Origin of the sequence: Moraxella sp. DOX410 (genome assembly GCF_032248735.1) — a bacterium.
Lineage (GTDB): Bacteria > Pseudomonadota > Gammaproteobacteria > Pseudomonadales > Moraxellaceae > Faucicola > Faucicola tetraodonis.
In genome coordinates, this window is sequence record NZ_CP135140.1 from 21,087 (window position 1) to 40,031 (window position 18,945).

Consider the following 18,945-nt stretch of genomic DNA (forward strand, 5'->3'; position numbering starts at 1 on the left):
TATTGAAAAATGCTATATTTAATTATCGGAATACGTAAGTGTAAATACCCCAAACTTAAAACAACATCAAAGTAGAAATATTAAGGCACCTGTTTAAACTCAGCAGGTGTCATATTACCCAGCGAATCATGCGGTCGTTCGTGATTATAAACCTCGATCCATTTATCCGTTAATTGTCTAACCTCATTTAAATTATTGAACAGATAACAATCTAACACCTCATTTCGATAGCTACGATTGAATCGCTCAATATACGCATTTTGGTACGGACAGCCAGGCTTAATGTAATCAACCAAAATACCATGAGCCGCCGCCCAATCTGTGAAGATAGTTGAGGTAAACTCACTGCCATTATCAACCCGAATCTTGTTGGGATAGCCATGGCACTGGGCTAACTGATTTAAATAGCGAATCACTCGTAGTGACGGGATGCTGGTACCAATATCAATGCCTAATAGTTCACGGTTATATTCATCAATTACGTTAAAGGTGCGAAAGCGGCTATTGTTATGCAGCTTGTCACTCATAAAGTCCATGGACCAAGTATGCCCTAAGCTGTTTGGCACTGTCAGTGGCTCGGGAGCACGTGCAGGCAGTCGTCGTTTGGCCTTGCGACGCAGATTGAGTTTCATCGCTGTATAGACCCGATATACGCGCTTATGGTTCCAGACATACCCGAGTTTACGTAGCCGCTTATAGCACTTTGGAAATCCCCAGCGGGTAAGCTTATCAACAATGGCGTCGTCATCGATAAGTTTAGGCTCATAGTAGTAAGCAGTGCGGCTGATACAGACAATCTGACAGCTAACCACAATGCTGATATCATGCTGTGCCTGTAGTTGTTGTGCTAATGCTTTACGCTCGACTACAGGCACTACAGCTTTTTTATGATTTCTGCCTGTAGCTGGGATTTTAGGCTTAAGTCAGCATACATTTGCTTGAGCCTGCGGTTTTCTTCCTCAAGTTCTTTTAACCGTTTAACATCCGAGGCTTCCATGCCACCGTATTTGACTTTAACTACGCTAGCGCTTCGCCTTGCGTCACTAAAACAGTCCCCCGGACTGTTTATTAACGTGACTCATTATATATAGTTAAAGAAATATAGAAGTGCTACAATAACAAAATGGCATACTCAACCGACTACCGACAAATGATACTGGACAAGCACAAAGCAGGAAGAAGCATTCGTAGCCTTGCCCAAGAATTTAATATCAGCACACGCACTTTACAAAACTGGAAAAAACAACCAGAACGTAAAGTGGTTAAAACTCGTAAAGGCAAAATCGACATGGCTTTACTCAAGCAAGATGTCGAAAAATACCCTGATAGCTACCAACGAGAGCGAGCCGTACGTTTCAACTGCACTCAAAGAGCAATTGGGATAGCCTTAAAGCGGCTTAAAATCACTCAAAAAAAAGATACTTAAACACCCACAGGCAGATGAAATAAAACGTCAAGTGTTTATCGAGCAACTGGCAGACTATCAAAGCAGCAACCGACCTATTATCTACCTTGATGAATGTGGCTTTAAAACTAGTAGCTATCGCCCTTATGCTTATGCACCAAGGGGACAAAAATGCTTTGATAGCTACAACTGGCAGCTAAAAAGTACCACCAATGCGATTGGGGCTATTCATGGTAATCAGCTGTTTGCTGTAGGGCTATACGATTTTAATATTAACGCTGATGTCTTTTATCATTGGACAAAAAATCTGTTATTACCTGCATTGTCACCACATAGCTTGATTGTAATGGATAATGCTAGATTTCACATTCGAGAAGATATTAAAAATCTTATCGAGCAAGCAGGTCATACAATTCTTTGGTTGCCGCCTTACAGTCCTGACCTCAATCCCATTGAACATATTTGGGCTTGGGTTAAAAGGTTAAGACAAGATTGGCGACTTGATGATATCGATAAGCTATTCTTCTACTTTATGTGGATTTGTGGTAGTTTTTAATTTCTTTTACTATAGTACCTGAATTCGACATAAGAAAGGATAAAAAAAAGAAGTCCAACATGCTAAAGTAAGTTCACCACAAACACCTTTAACCAGGACTTCTTACATGGACAATCTTGTAGAACTTTACTGCCACATCGACGACTTTTGCAAAGCCTACACAGCCGAGCAACAGCAGAAAATGCTAAAAATAAGGAACAACAGCAGTAAAAAGCCACGCAACAAACCATGCAAAATAAGTTTAGCAGAAATCATCACCATCTTGGTACTATTTCATCAAATACGCTATCGAGAATTTAAAGCCTTTTACTATGGCTATGTCTGTCAATGGCTAAAAAATGCCTTTCCAAGACTACCAAGTTACAACAAAATGGTAGAGCTGATGGAAAAAGCCGTATATCCCATGTGTGACTACCTACAATTCTTAATGCAAGGCAACTGCACAGGGATTAGCTACATCGACTCAACCAGCCTAGCGGTTTGTGATAACCACCGTATCAAACGCAACAAAGTCTTTGCCGATACAGCAGGACGGGGCAAAAGCAGTATGGGCTGGTTCTTTGGCTTTAAATTACACGCCATCATCAACCACCAAGGTGAACTCGTGAATCTTACCGTAACAGCGGGCAATGTTGATGACAGAAAGCCTGTCAAACAACTGTGTGAAAACCAAGTCTTTGGTAAACTGTTTGGCGATAAAGGCTACATTGATAGATCCCTAACCGCTTGGCTCGACGAAAACTTGGATGTTGAACTGGTTACCAACGTCAAAAAGAATATGAAAGCTAAAGACATTGCTTGGTTAGATAAACGATTGCTTAAACGCCGTTTCTTGATTGAGACGGTGTTTGATGAGTTAAAGAATATTTGCCATATCGAGCATTCAAGGCATCGTAGCCATGTTGGGTTTATGAGTAATTTGGTGGCAGGGCTGATTGCTTATTGCCATCAACCCAAGAAACCGACACTTAAAAATGTGCTGATTGAACCTTTCGCCGCTAAGATTGTTTGTTAATTCAAAGCCTTAGAGTATGGCTTATGTCGAACTGGGGTTATAGTTAAAACTGTAATATAATAAACATTTTTTGATCACTACCATGCCCAAAATATACAACCAAGACTTACGAGACAGAGCCGTCAACCACTGGCAAAAGACAGGCAACAAAAGCCAAACAGCCAGGCTATTTGAAATCAATCGCAACACCCTTGATGACTGGATAAAACTCTATCAAGCACAAGGGCATACCAAGCCGAAACCCTTTGCCGCTGTGGGTGTAAAACATATTATCACCGACTTAACCGCCTTTGAGGACTATGTTAAATCACAAGAATTTGACACCGCAAAACAACTTAGAGAACAATACTTAAAGGACCATCCCGATGTCAGTATTTCCTATAACGCCTTTTTGGAAACACTACGTCGAATCAAATGGAGCTTTAAAAAAAGACCACGCTGTTTAAGCAAGCCGACCCCATAAAGCAAATTGGGTTTAAACTGATGCTGGGTTTACTGCTATTAACCTTGAGCCTTACCGCTGACAACATCCTATTTATGGATGAAACAGGATTTTATCAAAGGCAATATTACACCCGCAGTTGGTCGCCTATTGGCAAGCCTTGTTATGCCAAAATCGATGCCAATAAGGGTAAACGCTTAAACTTAATGGGAGCCATGCGATTAAATGACTTTAAACTCATCGCACCTGTTACCTTTGAAGGTGGTTGTAACCGTGTGATAGTTGAAAACTGGCTACACACGTTGGGACGAGATTTGCCAAAAGATGATAAGGGCAATTATCCAAAACGTGTATTGGTGTTGGATAATGCCAGATTTCATTATGGTGGCGATTTAAAGCAAATTGCGGAACTTTATAATATTGAACTGACGTACTTACCGCCTTACTCACCTGAACTTAATCCGATTGAGCAGTTGTGGGCAGTCATCAAGCAAAAGGTTCGTTTAACGCTAAGCAAGTTTGATACGCTTAAGGATTGTGTTGAAAGTTGCCTGGTATAATTCGGTTTTTACTATATGAATGGATTTCCATGAAAGATCAAAAGCCTTGTATTTTATATGGATTTATCTATTTTTTTATTCAAGAGCTGTTGCAATACAACGGCATTATTATGCTCAATATCTTTTGCTGCATAAATTAAAGTGACGTCTTGCTGCTGTGCTAATTGTTCAAGTTCAGTCAAGGCAGAATTATTCTGCAATTCAAGCGTATATTTATACTGAAACTCCTGCCATTTTTCAGGATCATGATTAAACCATTGGCGTAACGCGGTACTTGGAGCGATTTCTTTTAACCATTTTGTCAGATGCGCATTTTCCTTACTTAAACCTCTTGGCCAGATTCGATCAACCAAAATCCGTAAGCCATCATCTGTCGTCGGACGATCATAAGCACGTTTAATACGAATCACTTTTCTTAACCTTGAAACAATATTTGATTTTGAACAGCATTTTACTGATCAGGAATATCTAGTGTAATCAGTAATCCAAGCAATGTCAAAGACTCTTGCCAAACCCAAAAAATATAATAAGGTGCGTTTTACGCACCATTTTTGGCGAGATATAGCCAGCGGTGCATCGTATGCGTCCTACACAAGCAAGACTTTAACTATTGGGTTTGGTATAATATGGTTAAAAATCAACAAAATTCCTTAGCGTACTATTTTCTCCGTTTTCTGTGATGACCCCTCATAGGCTTTACCCGTAGCGGCTTCATACACCACATCGCCTTCGACGTTGTTGTACAAATCGCCTTTGACGTTTAAATCACTACCGGTTAAAACAAAGTCGCTGTCTTTGCCTTGGATGTTAAGGAGGGCGTTGTTGGCGGTGATTTATGAAATTTAATAATCGACAAAATTCCTTAGCGTACATTATGGTCCGAATTCTCAGATGACCCCAATTACAATGTATAAATAAAAGCGTCAATCAACTGATGATGCCCAGAGACACTGACGTTTAAGTCGTGAATACGCCCATCGGATAAGCCATATATCCAGCCATGCACTGATAGCTTTTCGCCCCGATGCCAAGCGTTCTGCACAATCGTGGTATGGCAAACGTTGGTCACTTGGCGTTTGACATTAATTTCACAGAGTAAATCCACCTCTTGCTCTGGGCTAAGGTGTTGAAAAGCATCGTCGTATTGATACCGCATCCCTTTTAACGCACGAAGCCAATTGTCAATCAAGCCATATTCTTGATGACCTAATGCTGCCTTGACCCCACCACAGCCATAGTGCCCACAGACGATGATATGCTCAACTTTGAGTACATCCACCGCATATTGCAAAACGGACAGCAAATTCATGTCCGTAGCCACCACCATGTTGGCGACATTGCGATGCACGAACAGCTCTCCAGGCATTAAGCCGACCACTTCATTGGCAGGGACACGGCTGTCCGAACAGCCTATCCACAGGTATTTGGGGTGCTGTTGGCGGGATAATCTTGGGAAATAATCTGGGTCACGGGCGGATAGAGCCTGCGACCAAAATTGATTGTTGTCAATAAGATGTTGTAAGGGGTTGGCTTGGTCGGTCATGGGCTATAGCAAGGTGGTTGATTTAACATCACCTTATCAAATTATGCTGATTTAGCCCATGCCTATTTGGGTGGAATGGATTAGCTAAAAGTGGTAAATAGCTTGTTAATGACAGCTCACTTCTGATACTGCTGTACAGCCCAGACGGCGGCTTCGACACGGGTACGCAGTCCGACTTTGCCTAGGATATGCTTGACATGGACTTTGACCGTGGATTCAGCAATGCCAAGCTTATTGCCTATCATCTTGTTGCTTAAGCCCTCAGCTATCATCTGTAACACTTGCTGTTCACGTTCGGTCAAGTCAAAATTATCTGCGGATTTGGCAGGTTTTCGCATGGCTTGTGCCAATATCGGGGCTAGGCTTGGGCTGATGACCAGCTCATCCCGCAGGATTTTGTGGATATCTTTGATAATATCTTCAGGCTCCATGTCCTTGAGCAGATAGCCGTCCACGCCCAGTTGCAGAGCGTCTTGTACGTCTTTGCTGTTGTCGGACACGGTGAACAGTAGCACTTTGCCCTCTATCTCACGCTCACGGATTTTCTTTAGGGTCTCAAGTCCATTCATCACAGGCATATTGTTGTCTAATACAATCAAATCCACGCTGTGATTGGCAAGGTATGCTAGTGCCTCTTCACCATGATTGGCTTCGGCAACCACGCTGATATTATTCTCAAAGCCTAGCAAATCGGCAATCCCACGCCGTATCATCGGGTGGTCATCAACCAATAAGAGTTTGGCAGGGCTGGTGGCGGTATAGACTTTGATTGACATTATGTTTCCTTATTTTTCGTTGAATCCGCCTAGTTATGAGGTGGGTTAAATTGAAATAAAAAACCGTTCGCCCTGAGCCTGTCGAACGGTGAAGGTTTACGTTGATGGTTCGACAGGCTCACCACAAACGTAAACTTAACTATGATTGCTACCTTTAACCACTATTCTATTTTCTGCTGAAACGCTTGCGGTAAAAACTGCACCCGAACGGCTGTGCCATGCGGTAATACATTGTTGATTTGACACTCACCGCCAAGGCTATGGCTACGTTCTTGCATGATGGTCATGCCGTAGTGGTGCTGACCGTCATCTTTGGGCTGTAGCCCCACACCGTCATCTTGGATGTGTAAGCTTACCACGCCTTGTTGGTTTTGCGATAGGCTGATGTGGGCATTTTTTGCCTGTGCATGGCGGTTGATGTTGGACAGGGCTTCACGGGTAATTTGTAGTAAATCAACTTGCTCAGTGGCGGTCAGATTGATGCTCATCAGGCGATTGTCCAAATGCACGGCAAATCCGCCTTTGTTGGCGAACTCATCGCCTGCTTGTGCCAAGGCGGTATCAAAACTGCCTTCTTCTATCTTTAAGCGGAAAGTTGCCAATAACTCACGCAGTTGGCTATATGCCCCATTCAGACCGTCTTTGGTTTGTGATAATACTTGCTCAATTTTGTGGTTATTGGGGTTTTGGTTATCTTTGAGCAAGGTGGTGAGCATACTGACTTGCATTTTGAGATACGATAACGACTGTGCCAGTGAGTCATGTAGCTCTCTTGCCATGGTGTTGCGTTCTTCCGACAAAATTAGCTGATGCTCTTGTTCCCGCTGTTTTTTCCCTGCAAACATCAGTCCAATGAGGTTGGCAAGGGTGTTTAGCAATTCATTTTCATCAAAAAAGGGTTCTTGACTATCGGCAAAATTTTGCCAGTTTTGTTCATCCAATAACGTGATACGATTGATAGGTGATGGCTTTTGGGAAGTAGCAGAGTTTGTGGGCTGGGGTTGTTTGCGGATGCCCTTGCCGTGATGATGGCGTGGCTTGACCAGTAATTCACCCCACTGGGTTTGTAGGCTGTTTATCGGATATACCCAAACGCCCTCATCATGCTTGATGTCACAGGTTTGGCAATGTGCTGGGTGGCAAAAACTTCGCCCAAGATGTCTTTTATCACGAATGCCCAAGCTGTGCATCGCCATCGCATCTTTGAAGTTATCATTGTGCAAATTAGCATCATGTAGGCACAGGCTAATGTCAAAATTGGGCAATACCGCACCAAACTGCTCGATAAGTACCTGTAGCCGTGCATAGGCAACTGGCTGTTGGTTAAGCTGTTTGGCAAAGTCATAGAGTAAGGTCAACGCTTGGTTACTTTGGGTAAGGTGGTAGGTTTTTTTGGCAACTTCGGCTTCTAGGTTGTTTTGGTAGGCTTTGAGGGTACTGGTCATTTGGTTAAAAGAATCACCCAACTCATTAAACTCTTCATAACCTGCGATATTAACGCTGGTGTCTTCCCCTTTACCAAATTGTTGTGTCGCCTTACGCAGTTGCCCAACAGGAATCAATACATTTTGTTGAATCTCATGTAACCCTGCCAACATGATAATGATGGTAAGTAACAACGCCCCAATTTGTAAGTTCTGTTGAAGGGATTGTCGATGCTCATTGCGGGTCTGAATTTGTTTGACCAACTTGTCAACATTATCAATATAGCGAAGTGAAATCGCATACAAGGCATCGCGATTGCCCTCTCTAACGCCCGTTTCAAGTGTTGGCTGAAGCTCTGTTGTCCAAATCTGCCGAATGGTGTCAATTTGCTGATTAATTTGGTTATCCCGATTGCCTTGCGACTGCTCATAATGAGCCAACTGGGCAAGACGACTTTGCATATCTTGGGTAAGTGTTGCCAGTAGCTCATCTTTACTCAAATGGCTGTCAATTGGCTGTGAAGCAGGAATACTTCGGGATAGAGTATCATTGGGTAATAACTGTTGGGATTGTATTTCGGGTTGTATTTGGGGTTGCGATTGTACTTGTGACTCATGGTTGGTGGATTGGTTAGCTAATGCTTGGGCATTGGCTGGGGTTTGTGCTGGTCGATTTTCTTGTTTTACCACCAAATAATTAATGCGGTAAGTCGCCATCCGCATCGAACCTGCGGTATTGACCGCCTCAGCATCTGACTGAGCAATCCATGCCAAAATTCCGCTAACCATCGCCATACCGACTGCCATCACCATGACAATCGCCACCGCACACCATGCCCGAACAGGCAGTGAGTTACTAATACTGGGCAAAAAACGTGAACGAAATACTGACTTTTGCAAAACTACCCCTAAATAGTTGTGATGGCAAAATCGTATAGGCTTTTACCTAACTTGCGTGAGAGTTTAGCATAAATAATTGAAAACTAGCGACTTTATAAAATAATCCCATCGCAAAAGCCATACTACTTTAGCAGTAATTTGCATCATTATTGCCCTTGCCAGTCGCAGGTTTCGCCCCTGCCAGACCGGCAAAACCCCTTCATACCTTGCTATGATATTACCCATACACCCATTTTGTGTAAGCTGGAGCATATCATGGCAAGTCTAAAAACCAAACAATATATGGTGCTGACCTCATCCACTATCGCCTTTACGGTGTGTTTTATGGTATGGATGATGTTTGCGGTACTGGGGATTCCCCTTAAAAAATCGTTGGGTCTAAGTGAAACCGAATTTGGTCTATTGACTGCGATTCCTGTGTTGACAGGCTCACTGGTACGGTTACCGATTGGGCTGTTGACCGATAAATTCGGTGGTCGGATTGTATTTTTTATTTTGATGTTGGCGACTGTGATTCCGATTTACTGTTTGTCGTTTGCCAGCGAATATTGGCACTTTTTGGTATTAGGTCTGTTTGTCGGTTTGGCAGGTGGTTCATTTACCGTGGGGATTGCCTATGTCGCCAAATGGTTTGAACCACAAAATCAAGGCTTGGCAATGGGCGTCTTCGGGGCGGGGAATGCAGGTTCGGCACTTACCAAACTCATCGCCCCCAGTATCATCGCCATTAGCACTTGGCAATTATTACCCAAAGTCTATGCGGTGATGATGTTGGTGACGGCAATTGGATTTTGGTTTTTGACCTTTGACAACAAAGAACACCGCACCGCCAGTAATGCCAGTATCGGCAGTCAATTAGCCGTGCTAAAAGACCCAAATGTGTGGCGTTATAGCCAGTATTATTCGATTGTGTTCGGGGGTTATGTGGCGTTGGCATTGTGGATGACGCACTATTATGTGGATGAATATGGTTTTAACCTCAAAACTGCGGCGTTTTTGGCAGCTTGTTTTAGTTTACCTGGCGGTGTACTGCGTGCGTTGGGTGGCTGGTTATCAGACCGTTATTCGGCTCATACCGTGACTTGGTGGGTGCTTTGGGTGTCCATGTTGATTCTATTCGTGTTGTCGTATCCACAGACTGACCTTGTGGTTCAAACCGTTACTGGCAATAAAAGCTTCCATTTAGGCTTAAACTCCACCCTATTCACCGTGTTGATTTTTGCCCTTGGCATTACCTTTGCGATTGGTAAAGCCTCGGTGTTCAAATACCTGTCTGATGACTACAAACAAAACATGGGAGCAGTGTCAGGCGTGGTTGGTTTGTTCGGTGGTCTAGGTGGCTTTATCCTACCCATTATGTTCGGTATGGCGGTGGATATCACAGGCTTGCGTAGCTCTGCGTTTATGATTATGTTTGGCGTGGTGTGGGTGTCGCTCATTTGGATTTATATGAGTGAAGTGCGTCCTACTATGGAAAAAGGGCATCAAGAACAAATGGCGTTGAAAAAAGCTCAAAGTTAAATGCTGGCTTAAATACTGGCGAAACCAAAAACCCACAAGTTATCTTGTGGGTTTTTTATGTTAAACCTTATCTACCCCCAAAGGATAATATTGCCCCTAAAACCTAGCCCTTGGCATAAGATTTTTTTGCTCAAAAAACCATTATGCTAACAAGGTAAAAAATCCTTTTGAGGCAAATCAAACGCACCCCAAGGGTATATTGGAGGCTCTTATGAACAACGAACTAAAAGGCGGTCGCCGTATTGACGATTGGCGACCCGAAGACGAAAAATTTTGGGCAAATGGTGGTAAACAAACCGCCACACGCAACTTATGGATATCCATTCCCAACTTACTACTGGCGTTCTCCGTGTGGGTGATTTGGTCAGTGGTCGTGGTGCGTATGCCAGACGCAGGCTTTCATTTTGACAAAGCCCAACTCTCTTGGCTAACTGCTTTACCCGCCTTATCTGGGGCGACGTTGCGGATTTTTTATTCGTTCCTGGTGCCAATTTTTGGCGGACGTAAACTCACCACCCTTGCGACCTTATCACTCTTGATTCCGACTATTTGGATGGGCTTTGCATTACAAGACTCAAATACCCCTTTTGCCACTTTTGCTATCATTGCTTTGCTGTGTGGGTTTGGTGGGGCGAACTTTGCCTCTAGTATGTCCAATATTTCGTTCTTTTATCCAAAATCGCAACAAGGCACAGCGATGGGCTTAAACGCTGGTTTGGGTAATTTGGGTGTGTCGGTCATGCAGTTTTTAGTCCCTGCGGTGATTGGCGTGGGTATCTTTGGGGCGTTGGGCGGTGATGCCCAAACCACTGCCAAAGGCACGACCATGTATCTACAAAACGCTGGTTTTGTGTGGGTACCTTTGATTATCATAGCTGCCCTTGCCGCTTGGTTTGGTATGAATGACTTGTCGTCTGCCAAAGCGTCTTTTAAAGACCAATCGGTGATTTTCGGTCGTCAACAAAACTGGATTATGTGTATCTTGTACCTTGCGACTTTTGGTTCGTTTATTGGGTTTTCGGCGGCATTTCCGATGTTGATTAAACAATCATTCCTAGATGTGAATCCGCTTAAAGTGGCGTTTTTAGGACCTTTGGTTGGTGCGTTATTCCGTCCGTTCGGTGGCTGGCTTGCTGACAAATTGGGCGGTGCAAAAGTCACCTTAATCAACTATGGCGTGATGGCATTGGCAGTAATCGCAGTAATGTACTTCCTAAAAGCAGGGAACTTTGCAGGGTATTTTGCGTGCTTTATGGTGCTATTTATCACCACTGGGATTGGTAATGGCTCGACTTTCCGTATGATTCCTGTGATTTTCCGTACTTTCCATGAGCGTTTGGGCGGTGCAGATTGGCAACTCAATGCTCGTAAAGAGTCAGCAGCGGTGGTTGGTTTTACCTCAGCCTTTGCGGCGTATGGTGGGTTCTTTATCCCTAAAATGTTCGGTTCAGGTCTTGGGGCGAATGGCACGTTTACCGCATTGATTGTGTTTTATGTGATTTGTATGGTGCTAACATGGTGGTACTATAGCCGTAAAGGGGCTGAGTTTCCAAGTTGATTTTAGAACCTGTTCACAATCTTTTCAATAATAAAGCGATGAAAGCAAGACTGGTAAATTGAAGGCTCGAATTTAAATGACGCTCACAGTTTTTCCATAGACGTCTATTTTTTTCAAGCCAAGCAAACGAACGTTCTACAACCCATCGCTTTGCCATGACTTTAAACGTATGCAGTTCATTTCTTTTGGCAACCTGTTCTGAGTACATACAACAACCCACAAAATACGTCATAAAGCTCAACCGTTCTTGGTTTGGTCCTCTTCCTTGCACTTTCTAAAATAGGTAGTATGTGTTCGAATTGTTTTCGGCCAATGTCGCTTGGATAGGCTTTTCTCATGGTGAATAATTCGGTTATTAATCAATTATGTGGCTTATCCTAGTTTGACCCTTGCAACGTTATCCAATGTGGCAAATGCACTTGGCAAAAAGCTAAAAGTTGAATTTGTTGATGATTTGGTAATGGCATAACAAATAGTACTTGCAAATATCTCTCCCAAGTAGCTTGTCCAAAGTAAATCTTCCCCTATTACTCCCAAATGAGTATTGTTGCGATTGGTGAATCGGTGCAAAATAAACTTGAGTAAAGCACTGGGAATTCACCATGTCCACCAAAATACCGACCAAAACGTCATCAAAACTGCCGACCAACCTGCACGCTATCGCATCCGCTAGTTATCCCCCCAAATCCCCACACCCTATCCTAAACTTAGGCTTTCGGGTGTTCTTTGTCGGGGCATCGGTGTTTGCCATTATCACCATGGGGCTATGGCTTGCGGTATTGCAAGGCTGGACAGGCTTTACACTGACCGCTTTCACGCCTTTTATGTGGCACGCCCATGAGATGATTTTTGGCTATGCGTTAGCGGTCATCGCAGGCTTTCTGCTCACTGCGGTGAAGACATGGACAAATCAGCCCATGCCGTATGGGTGGCGGTTGTTTGCGATATTTCTGCCTTGGGCATTGGCAAGGCTGACATGGGCGTGCTTACCGCAGCTGTCGTCTGATATCACAGCGATTGGGCTAAGGCTTGCCAGTGGACTGGATATTCTTTGGTGGTCGCTGGTTTGCGTAGCGGTGTTTACCCCGATTATTCGGGTACATCAACGTCGCCAAATCGGTATCCTTGCCAAACTTGCTTTGCTATGGCTTGCATTTGTCATCTTCGCTATTGGGGCATGGCGTTCCGATATCGCATGGCAAAAGACAGGCGTGTATCTAGCGTTTTATCTGATTATTGGGGTAGTGCTGACCATTGGGCGACGGGTCATGCCGATGTTCATCAGCAATGGTATCAATCATCATCTGCCCAAAAACGCTCCCAAAATAGAACTCAAAAACGCTGTATGGGTGGATAGGGTCAGTCTGTTTGGCTTTCTTGCCTTTATGCTCGCAGACTTGTGCGGTCAGCCTGTGGTTGCGTCACTGTTTGCCCTTGTCACAGCATTGGCGAATGGCTATCGGCTGATGGGTTGGTATCACAGTGGGATGTGGGGCAAGCCGTTGGTATGGTCGCTGTTTGTAGCGTTTGGCGGTATGGTGGTGGCATTGGGGATGTTTGCGGTGTTGCCTTGGGTAGGTTTTGCCCATAGCTTTGCGGTGCATACGTTGGCATTGTCAGGGATCGGGGTGATGACATTGTCGATGATGAGCCGTGTGAGTCTAGGGCATACAGGGCTGTCGGTGCATGAGCCACCTAAATTGGTCGGGGTGATATTAACGCTTATGGTGGTGACTATGGTTACTCGTGGGCTGTTGCCGATTGTATTGCCCGCTTACTATACACAGCTGTTGACTGTGTCGCAGGTGTTATGGCTTATCAGCTTTATACTGTTTTTGTGTGTGTATCTGCCGATTTTAAGCAAGCCTAGAAAAGACGGTTTATTTGGTTGAATTGTTGAATTTAAATCTTCAAAAGTAAAATATTACGTACCAAAACAAAATTATCAGCCGTTGCCGTAAAACCACCGACTTTAGGCGGTGGATATAAGGCAACTCATACACTATAACGCTTGCATAAATTTTGCTAAAATAATTTGCATGAAAACACTCAAGCTACGCATACGAGACAAACATACTGATAAACTCAACCGCCTAAGCGGTGCGGTCAATTTCGTGTGGAATTATGTCAATGACTTGAGTTACAAACACCTAAAAAAGACTGGTAAATTCTTTAGTGCTTACGACCTAAACGACTACACCAAAGGTAGCGGTGAACTACTTGGCTTACACAGTCAGACCATCCAAGCCATCAATGAAACCCACGCCAAAGCTCGAAAGCAATTCAAAAAAGCCAAACTAAACTGGCGAACCAACAACCCAAATTCAAAACGTAAATCATTAGGCTGGCTACCCTTTAAACAATCCGCCATCAAACACATTGCTACCCACCAAACAAGTAAAAAAGGCTTAAAATCCACCTTGCAACTAAGCCTAGCCAAAGGGCAAAAACTCATCATCAACCTATGGGACAGCTACAACCTTAGCCTATACCAAATCAACACATGCGAATTGGTACAAGACAGCCGTAACCGTTGGTATGCTTGTATCACCGTCAAAGACTACCCTAAAACACAATGCGGAACGGGTAGCGTAGGCATTGACTTAGGACTTAAAGACAGTGCTACCGCCTCAAACGGTGACAAGCTAACCATTAAGCAAACGCTAAAATATGCCAAAGCATTAGCCACCGCCCAACGTGCCAAAAACAAACAGCGTGTCAAGGCAATCCATGCCAAAATCAAACATACACGCCAAGACCTAATCCACAAATTCACCACCCAATTAGTCAAAGACAATGCCCTAATCGTGGTCGGTGATGTGAAAACCACCCAATTTAACAGTAAAAAAGGCAAACTCGCCAAATCGGTTTACGATGCAGGCTGGTTTGAACTGAAACGACAACTGACCTACAAATGCGAGAACGCAGGTTGCCGTTTTGAAATCGTGAATGAGAGATACACGACCCAGCGATGTTCGTGTTGCGGTGAAATCACCGCCAATAGTCCGAAAGGTAGAAAATCGCTTGGAATAAGAGAATGGATATGTGCTTCGTGTGGCACATGGCATGATAGAGATATCAATGCCAGTAAGAACATTCTTGCGGTCGGGCTTGACCGTCTTGTAGAAGGAATCCCCGAACGATAGGGAGGGGAGGAAGTCAATCATTTCAATAATCTAATACCCCCTAAGTAGTAGTATTCACCACCCTATAGCCGATAGGCAAGACACTTTACACCTCCTATACTCATGCTAGATATAACCTTACCATCTAGATGAGGATAGCAAAATGAGCCATCTACTCGACCAATTTAAATTTTTTACCAAAAAAACAAGCGAATTTGCTGACGGTCATGGCGAAGTGCGTGACGAAAGCCGTGACTGGGAAAACAGCTACCGCAGTCGTTGGCAATACGATAAAATCGTCCGCTCGACTCACGGTGTGAACTGTACTGGCTCATGCTCATGGAAAATCTACGTCAAAAACGGTCTAGTCACTTGGGAAACCCAACAAACCGACTACCCACGTACTCGCCCAGACCTACCCAACCACGAACCTCGTGGCTGTCCTCGTGGGGCAAGCTATAGCTGGTATATGTACTCAGCCAACCGCCTAAAATACCCAAAAGTGCGTAAACCGCTACTCAAATTATGGCGTGAAGCCAAAGCCCAATTTGCCGACCCAGTCGAAGCATGGGGTAGTATCGTGTCTGACCCTGCCAAAACCGCCCAATACAAATCCAAACGTGGTTTGGGTGGCTTTGTGCGTTCAAGTTGGAGCGAAGTGAACGAAATCATCGCCGCCTCGAATGTCTATACCGCCAAAACCTTTGGCCCTGACCGTATCATCGGCTTTTCGCCGATTCCTGCGATGTCAATGGTCAGCTATGCTGCAGGTAGCCGTTATTTATCATTAATCGGTGGCGTGTGCTTGTCATTTTATGACTGGTATTGTGACTTACCACCTGCTAGCCCAATGGTTTGGGGTGAGCAGACTGACGTACCAGAATCTGCCGATTGGTACAATTCTGACTATATCATCGCTTGGGGGTCAAACGTACCGCAAACTCGTACCCCAGACGCTCACTTCTTTACCGAAGTGCGTTATAAAGGCACAAAAACTGTCGCAATCACCCCTGACTATGCCGAAATCTCAAAACTTTGTGACCTATGGCTTAATCCAAAACAAGGCACAGATGCCGCCCTTGCTCAAGCCTTTAGCCATGTGATTATCAAAGAATTTTATCTCAAACAACCAAGTGATTACTTCGTTGATTATGCCAAACGCTACACTGATTTGCCGATCCTTGTTATGGTCGAAGGCGAAGGTCGAGAGTTGCGTGCAGGACGTTTCTTGCGTGCGTCTGATTTGACAGGCAACCTTGAGCAAGACAACAACCCAGAATGGAAAACCGTTGCCATCAATCAACATGGCGAATTGGTATCACCACAAGGGTCGATTGGCTACCGTTGGGGCGATGCCGAACGTGCCGACAAAGGCAAATGGAACTTGGAAGCTCGTGACGGCTCAACTGGGGCTGAGATTGATTTAGCGTTAAGCCAAAAAGACAGTGGCGAAACCGTGGAAGTCGGTTTGGATTATTTTGGCGGTGACGAACACCCTTACTTTACCGCAGTCGCTGGCGATGCCATTCAGTATAAAACTATCCCTTGTCGCACCATCAACCTTGCCAATGGTCAAACCGCCAAAGTCGTGACCGTGTTTGATTTAATGGTGGCAAATCTTGGCGTGGCAAATGGGGTTGGCGGTCAGCACGTTACCGATGATTACAATGATGCCACCGTCGCAGGCACACCTGCATGGCAAGAAGCCATCACAGGCGTAAGCCGCGAAAAAGTGATTCAAATTGCCCGTGAATTTGCCGAAAATGCCCACAAAACGCACGGTAAATCCATGATTATCATTGGTGCAGGGATGAACCACTGGTATCACCTTGACATGAACTACCGTGGCGTGATTAATATGCTCATGCTGTGTGGTTGTATTGGTAAATCTGGCGGTGGTTGGGCACATTATGTTGGACAAGAAAAACTACGTCCACAATCTGGCTGGGCCCCATTGGCATTTGCTCTTGACTGGCACAGACCACCACGCCACATGAACAGCACAAGTTTCTTCTACAACCATTCTAGCCAATGGCGTTATGAAAAATTGTCGGCTCATGAATTGTTGTCACCACACGCCAACAAAACCCATTTCCCAGAGCATATGCTCGACTACAACATTCGAGCCGAGCGTGCAGGTTGGCTACCATCTGCTCCACAGCTAAACCGCAACCCACTCACCATTGCCAATGAAGCCAAAGCAAAAGGCATGAAAGTGGAAGATTATGTGGTCGAAAGCCTACAAAATGGCTCATTAAGTTTTGCCTGTGAAAGCCCAGATAACCCTGCCAACTTCCCACGCAATCTGTTTATTTGGCGTTCAAACTTGCTTGGTTCATCAGGTAAAGGGCATGAATATATGCTCAAATATCTCTTAGGTACAAAAAATGGCGTATTGGGCGATGAAACCGTTGCCGAACTACGTCCGCATGAAGTCGATTGGGTCGAAAACGCCCCCACAGGCAAACTTGACCTTGTGACGACCCTTGATTTTCGTATGTCGAGTACCTGTTTATATTCAGATATCGTGTTGCCAACAGCGACATGGTACGAAAAAGACGACATGAACACCTCGGATATGCACCCATTTATCCACCCATTGACTGCCGCCACCGACCCTGCTTGGGAATCAAAATCAGACTGGGAAATCTACAAAGGCATTGCCAATGTATTCTCACAACTGTCAGCGACCCATCTTGGCGTACAGACCGATGTCGTCACTTTGCCCATGCAACATGACAGCGTTGGCGAATTGGCACAGCCATTTGGCGGTACAGACTGGAAAACCGCAGGCGAAAAACCTGTTCCGGGTAAAAACTGTCCACATATCAAAGTTGTGGAACGTGACTATCCAAGCACCTATGCCAAATACACCGCCTTGGGTACGTTAATGGACACTTTGGGTAATAACTCCAAAGGCATGGACTGGGACACCAAAGAAGAAGTGGCACAACTTGGCGAGCTAAGCTACACCGTTACCGAGCCGACTGTCGCACAAGGTCGCCCTCGTATTAACACCGCCATTGACGCTGCCGAAACCATCCTGATGCTTGCCCCAGAAACCAACGGTCATGTGGCGGTCAAAGCATGGTCAGCCTTGTCAAAAAATACAGGGCGTGACCACACCCATTTGGCAAAATCGAGCGAACACGAAAAAATCCGTTTCCATGATATCGTGGCACAACCTCGCAAAATTATCTCAAGCCCAACTTGGTCTGGACTAGAATCGGAAAAAGTCAGCTACAACGCAGGCTACACCAACGTACACGAGTTGATTCCTTGGCGTACTATCACAGGTCGTCAGCAGTTTTATCAAGACCACCCTTGGATGCAGGCGTTTGGTGAGCAGATGCAACAATACCGCCCACCGATTGACACCAAAACCGTTGAGCATTTTAAAGGCTACAAAACCAACGGCAATAAAGAAGTGGTATTAAACTTCTTAACACCGCACCAAAAATGGGGCATTCATAGTACCTATTCTGAAAACTTGCTAATGCTGACCCTTTCTCGTGGCGGTCCTTGTGTGTGGATGAGCGAAATTGACGCACGCAAAGCTGACATCGAAGACAACGACTGGATTGAAGTGTTTAACGCAAACGGCTCAATCACCGCTCGTGCCGTGGTGTCGCAACGTGTCAAAGAAGGCATGACCATGATGTACCATGCCCAAGAAAAACTGGTCAACATCCCAGGCTCAGAATCCACAGGCACTCGTGGCGGTATTCATAACTCAGTCACTCGTGCGGTGCTAAAACCCACCCACATGATTGGTGGCTATGCCCAACAAGCCTATGGCTTTAACTACTATGGCACAGTCGGCTGTAACCGTGACGAATTTGTGTTGGTGCGTAAAATGGCAAAAGTCGATTGGCTTGAAGGCAAACCCGATGACGAATTGCCTCGTCCATTACCGACCACGTTGGATTAAGATGTCATTAACCCCACCCCAACCCTCCCCTTAGCAGGGGAGGGAGCAGTTCTCCCCCTGACAAGGGGGAGTTAGAGGGGGTTAAATAGAGGATGATTTAGAATTTTCTAGCTTTTTTAAAGCGTAGTCTAAATATAGGCTACTACTTTAGCATAATGAACCACTCAACTTATCCCCTTTGGCATGATG

General features: G+C 44.8%; 16 protein-coding genes and 1 pseudogene. 10 read left to right on the top strand and 7 right to left on the bottom strand.

Translation table 11 applies throughout. The features are described 5' to 3' along the window. Positions 1-80: 80 nt before the first annotated feature. Together RNZ41_RS11180 and RNZ41_RS11830 are read right to left on the bottom strand one after the other, a co-directional pair. Positions 81-875 carry an IS3 family transposase gene (locus tag RNZ41_RS11180; protein WP_314027876.1) on the bottom strand — a complete coding sequence of 265 codons (795 nt, stop codon included), beginning with the start codon at positions 873-875 and terminating at the stop codon, positions 81-83. After that, positions 875-997 carry a hypothetical protein gene (locus tag RNZ41_RS11830; RefSeq protein WP_409950768.1) on the bottom strand — a complete coding sequence of 41 codons (123 nt, stop codon included), beginning with the start codon at positions 995-997 and terminating at the stop codon, positions 875-877. Before RNZ41_RS11830 ends, RNZ41_RS11180 begins: the two co-directional genes overlap by 1 nt. A gap of 126 nt (positions 998-1,123) precedes the next feature. Between RNZ41_RS11830 and RNZ41_RS11185 the strand changes: the two genes are divergently transcribed. From RNZ41_RS11185 to RNZ41_RS11205, 5 genes are all read left to right on the top strand, one after another. Continuing rightward, positions 1,124-1,426, top strand: a complete 303-nt coding sequence (locus tag RNZ41_RS11185) for an IS630 transposase-related protein (RefSeq protein WP_007115011.1) — start codon at positions 1,124-1,126, stop codon at positions 1,424-1,426. 31 nt (positions 1,427-1,457) lie between these two features. Next, positions 1,458-1,961, top strand: a complete 504-nt coding sequence (locus tag RNZ41_RS11190; protein WP_007115010.1) for an IS630 family transposase — start codon at positions 1,458-1,460, stop codon at positions 1,959-1,961. Between the two features lie 106 nt (positions 1,962-2,067). Continuing rightward, a complete protein-coding gene (locus RNZ41_RS11195) occupies positions 2,068-2,976 on the top strand; it encodes an IS982 family transposase (protein ID WP_065253241.1) in 909 nt (302 codons plus the stop codon). Positions 2,977-3,058: 82 nt separating this feature from the next. Continuing rightward, entirely contained in the window at positions 3,059-3,439 is a 381-nt protein-coding gene (locus tag RNZ41_RS11200) for a helix-turn-helix domain-containing protein (RefSeq protein WP_050324816.1), read from the top strand. A gap of 20 nt (positions 3,440-3,459) precedes the next feature. Beyond that, positions 3,460-3,978, top strand: a complete 519-nt coding sequence (locus RNZ41_RS11205) for an IS630 family transposase (protein ID WP_314027877.1) — start codon at positions 3,460-3,462, stop codon at positions 3,976-3,978. A 53-nt stretch (positions 3,979-4,031) separates the two neighbouring features. On the opposite strand, the gene RNZ41_RS11210 is transcribed toward RNZ41_RS11205, so the two are convergent. From RNZ41_RS11210 to RNZ41_RS11225, 4 genes are all read right to left on the bottom strand, one after another. After that, on the bottom strand, positions 4,032-4,388 hold the full coding sequence (locus RNZ41_RS11210; protein WP_050324477.1) for a DUF488 domain-containing protein: 357 nt from the start codon (positions 4,386-4,388) through the stop codon (positions 4,032-4,034). 491 nt (positions 4,389-4,879) lie between these two features. Beyond that, positions 4,880-5,521: a carbonate dehydratase gene (gene can / locus RNZ41_RS11215; protein WP_050324476.1), complete on the bottom strand. Its 642-nt coding sequence runs from the start codon at positions 5,519-5,521 to the stop codon at positions 4,880-4,882. A 116-nt stretch (positions 5,522-5,637) separates the two neighbouring features. Next, a complete protein-coding gene (gene narL / locus RNZ41_RS11220; protein ID WP_050324475.1) occupies positions 5,638-6,297 on the bottom strand; it encodes a two-component system response regulator NarL in 660 nt (219 codons plus the stop codon). Positions 6,298-6,458: 161 nt separating this feature from the next. Further along, positions 6,459-8,621 carry a histidine kinase gene (locus RNZ41_RS11225; protein WP_314027878.1) on the bottom strand — a complete coding sequence of 721 codons (2,163 nt, stop codon included), beginning with the start codon at positions 8,619-8,621 and terminating at the stop codon, positions 6,459-6,461. Between the two features lie 255 nt (positions 8,622-8,876). Here RNZ41_RS11225 and RNZ41_RS11230 point away from each other — a divergent pair, with 255 nt between their 5' ends. After that, positions 8,877-10,142, top strand: coding sequence for an MFS transporter (locus RNZ41_RS11230; protein WP_314027879.1), 1,266 nt, complete (start codon positions 8,877-8,879; stop codon positions 10,140-10,142). A gap of 211 nt (positions 10,143-10,353) precedes the next feature. Further along, on the top strand, positions 10,354-11,700 hold the full coding sequence (locus tag RNZ41_RS11235; protein WP_314027866.1) for a NarK family nitrate/nitrite MFS transporter: 1,347 nt from the start codon (positions 10,354-10,356) through the stop codon (positions 11,698-11,700). 13 nt (positions 11,701-11,713) lie between these two features. Here the strand turns inward: RNZ41_RS11235 and RNZ41_RS11835 are convergent. Further along, positions 11,714-11,896: pseudogene (locus RNZ41_RS11835) on the bottom strand (transposase); the annotation flags it as partial. Positions 11,897-12,302: 406 nt separating this feature from the next. Between RNZ41_RS11835 and RNZ41_RS11245 the strand changes: the two are divergent. From RNZ41_RS11245 to RNZ41_RS11255, 3 genes are all read left to right on the top strand, one after another. Further along, positions 12,303-13,592: an NnrS family protein gene (locus RNZ41_RS11245; RefSeq protein ID WP_314027867.1), complete on the top strand. Its 1,290-nt coding sequence runs from the start codon at positions 12,303-12,305 to the stop codon at positions 13,590-13,592. Between the two features lie 147 nt (positions 13,593-13,739). Continuing rightward, positions 13,740-14,846 carry an RNA-guided endonuclease InsQ/TnpB family protein gene (locus tag RNZ41_RS11250; RefSeq protein WP_203172797.1) on the top strand — a complete coding sequence of 369 codons (1,107 nt, stop codon included), beginning with the start codon at positions 13,740-13,742 and terminating at the stop codon, positions 14,844-14,846. Positions 14,847-14,988: 142 nt separating this feature from the next. Beyond that, complete coding sequence (locus RNZ41_RS11255; RefSeq protein WP_314027868.1) at positions 14,989-18,756, top strand: nitrate reductase subunit alpha; 3,768 nt, start codon at positions 14,989-14,991, stop codon at positions 18,754-18,756. Positions 18,757-18,945: the final 189 nt, after the last annotated feature.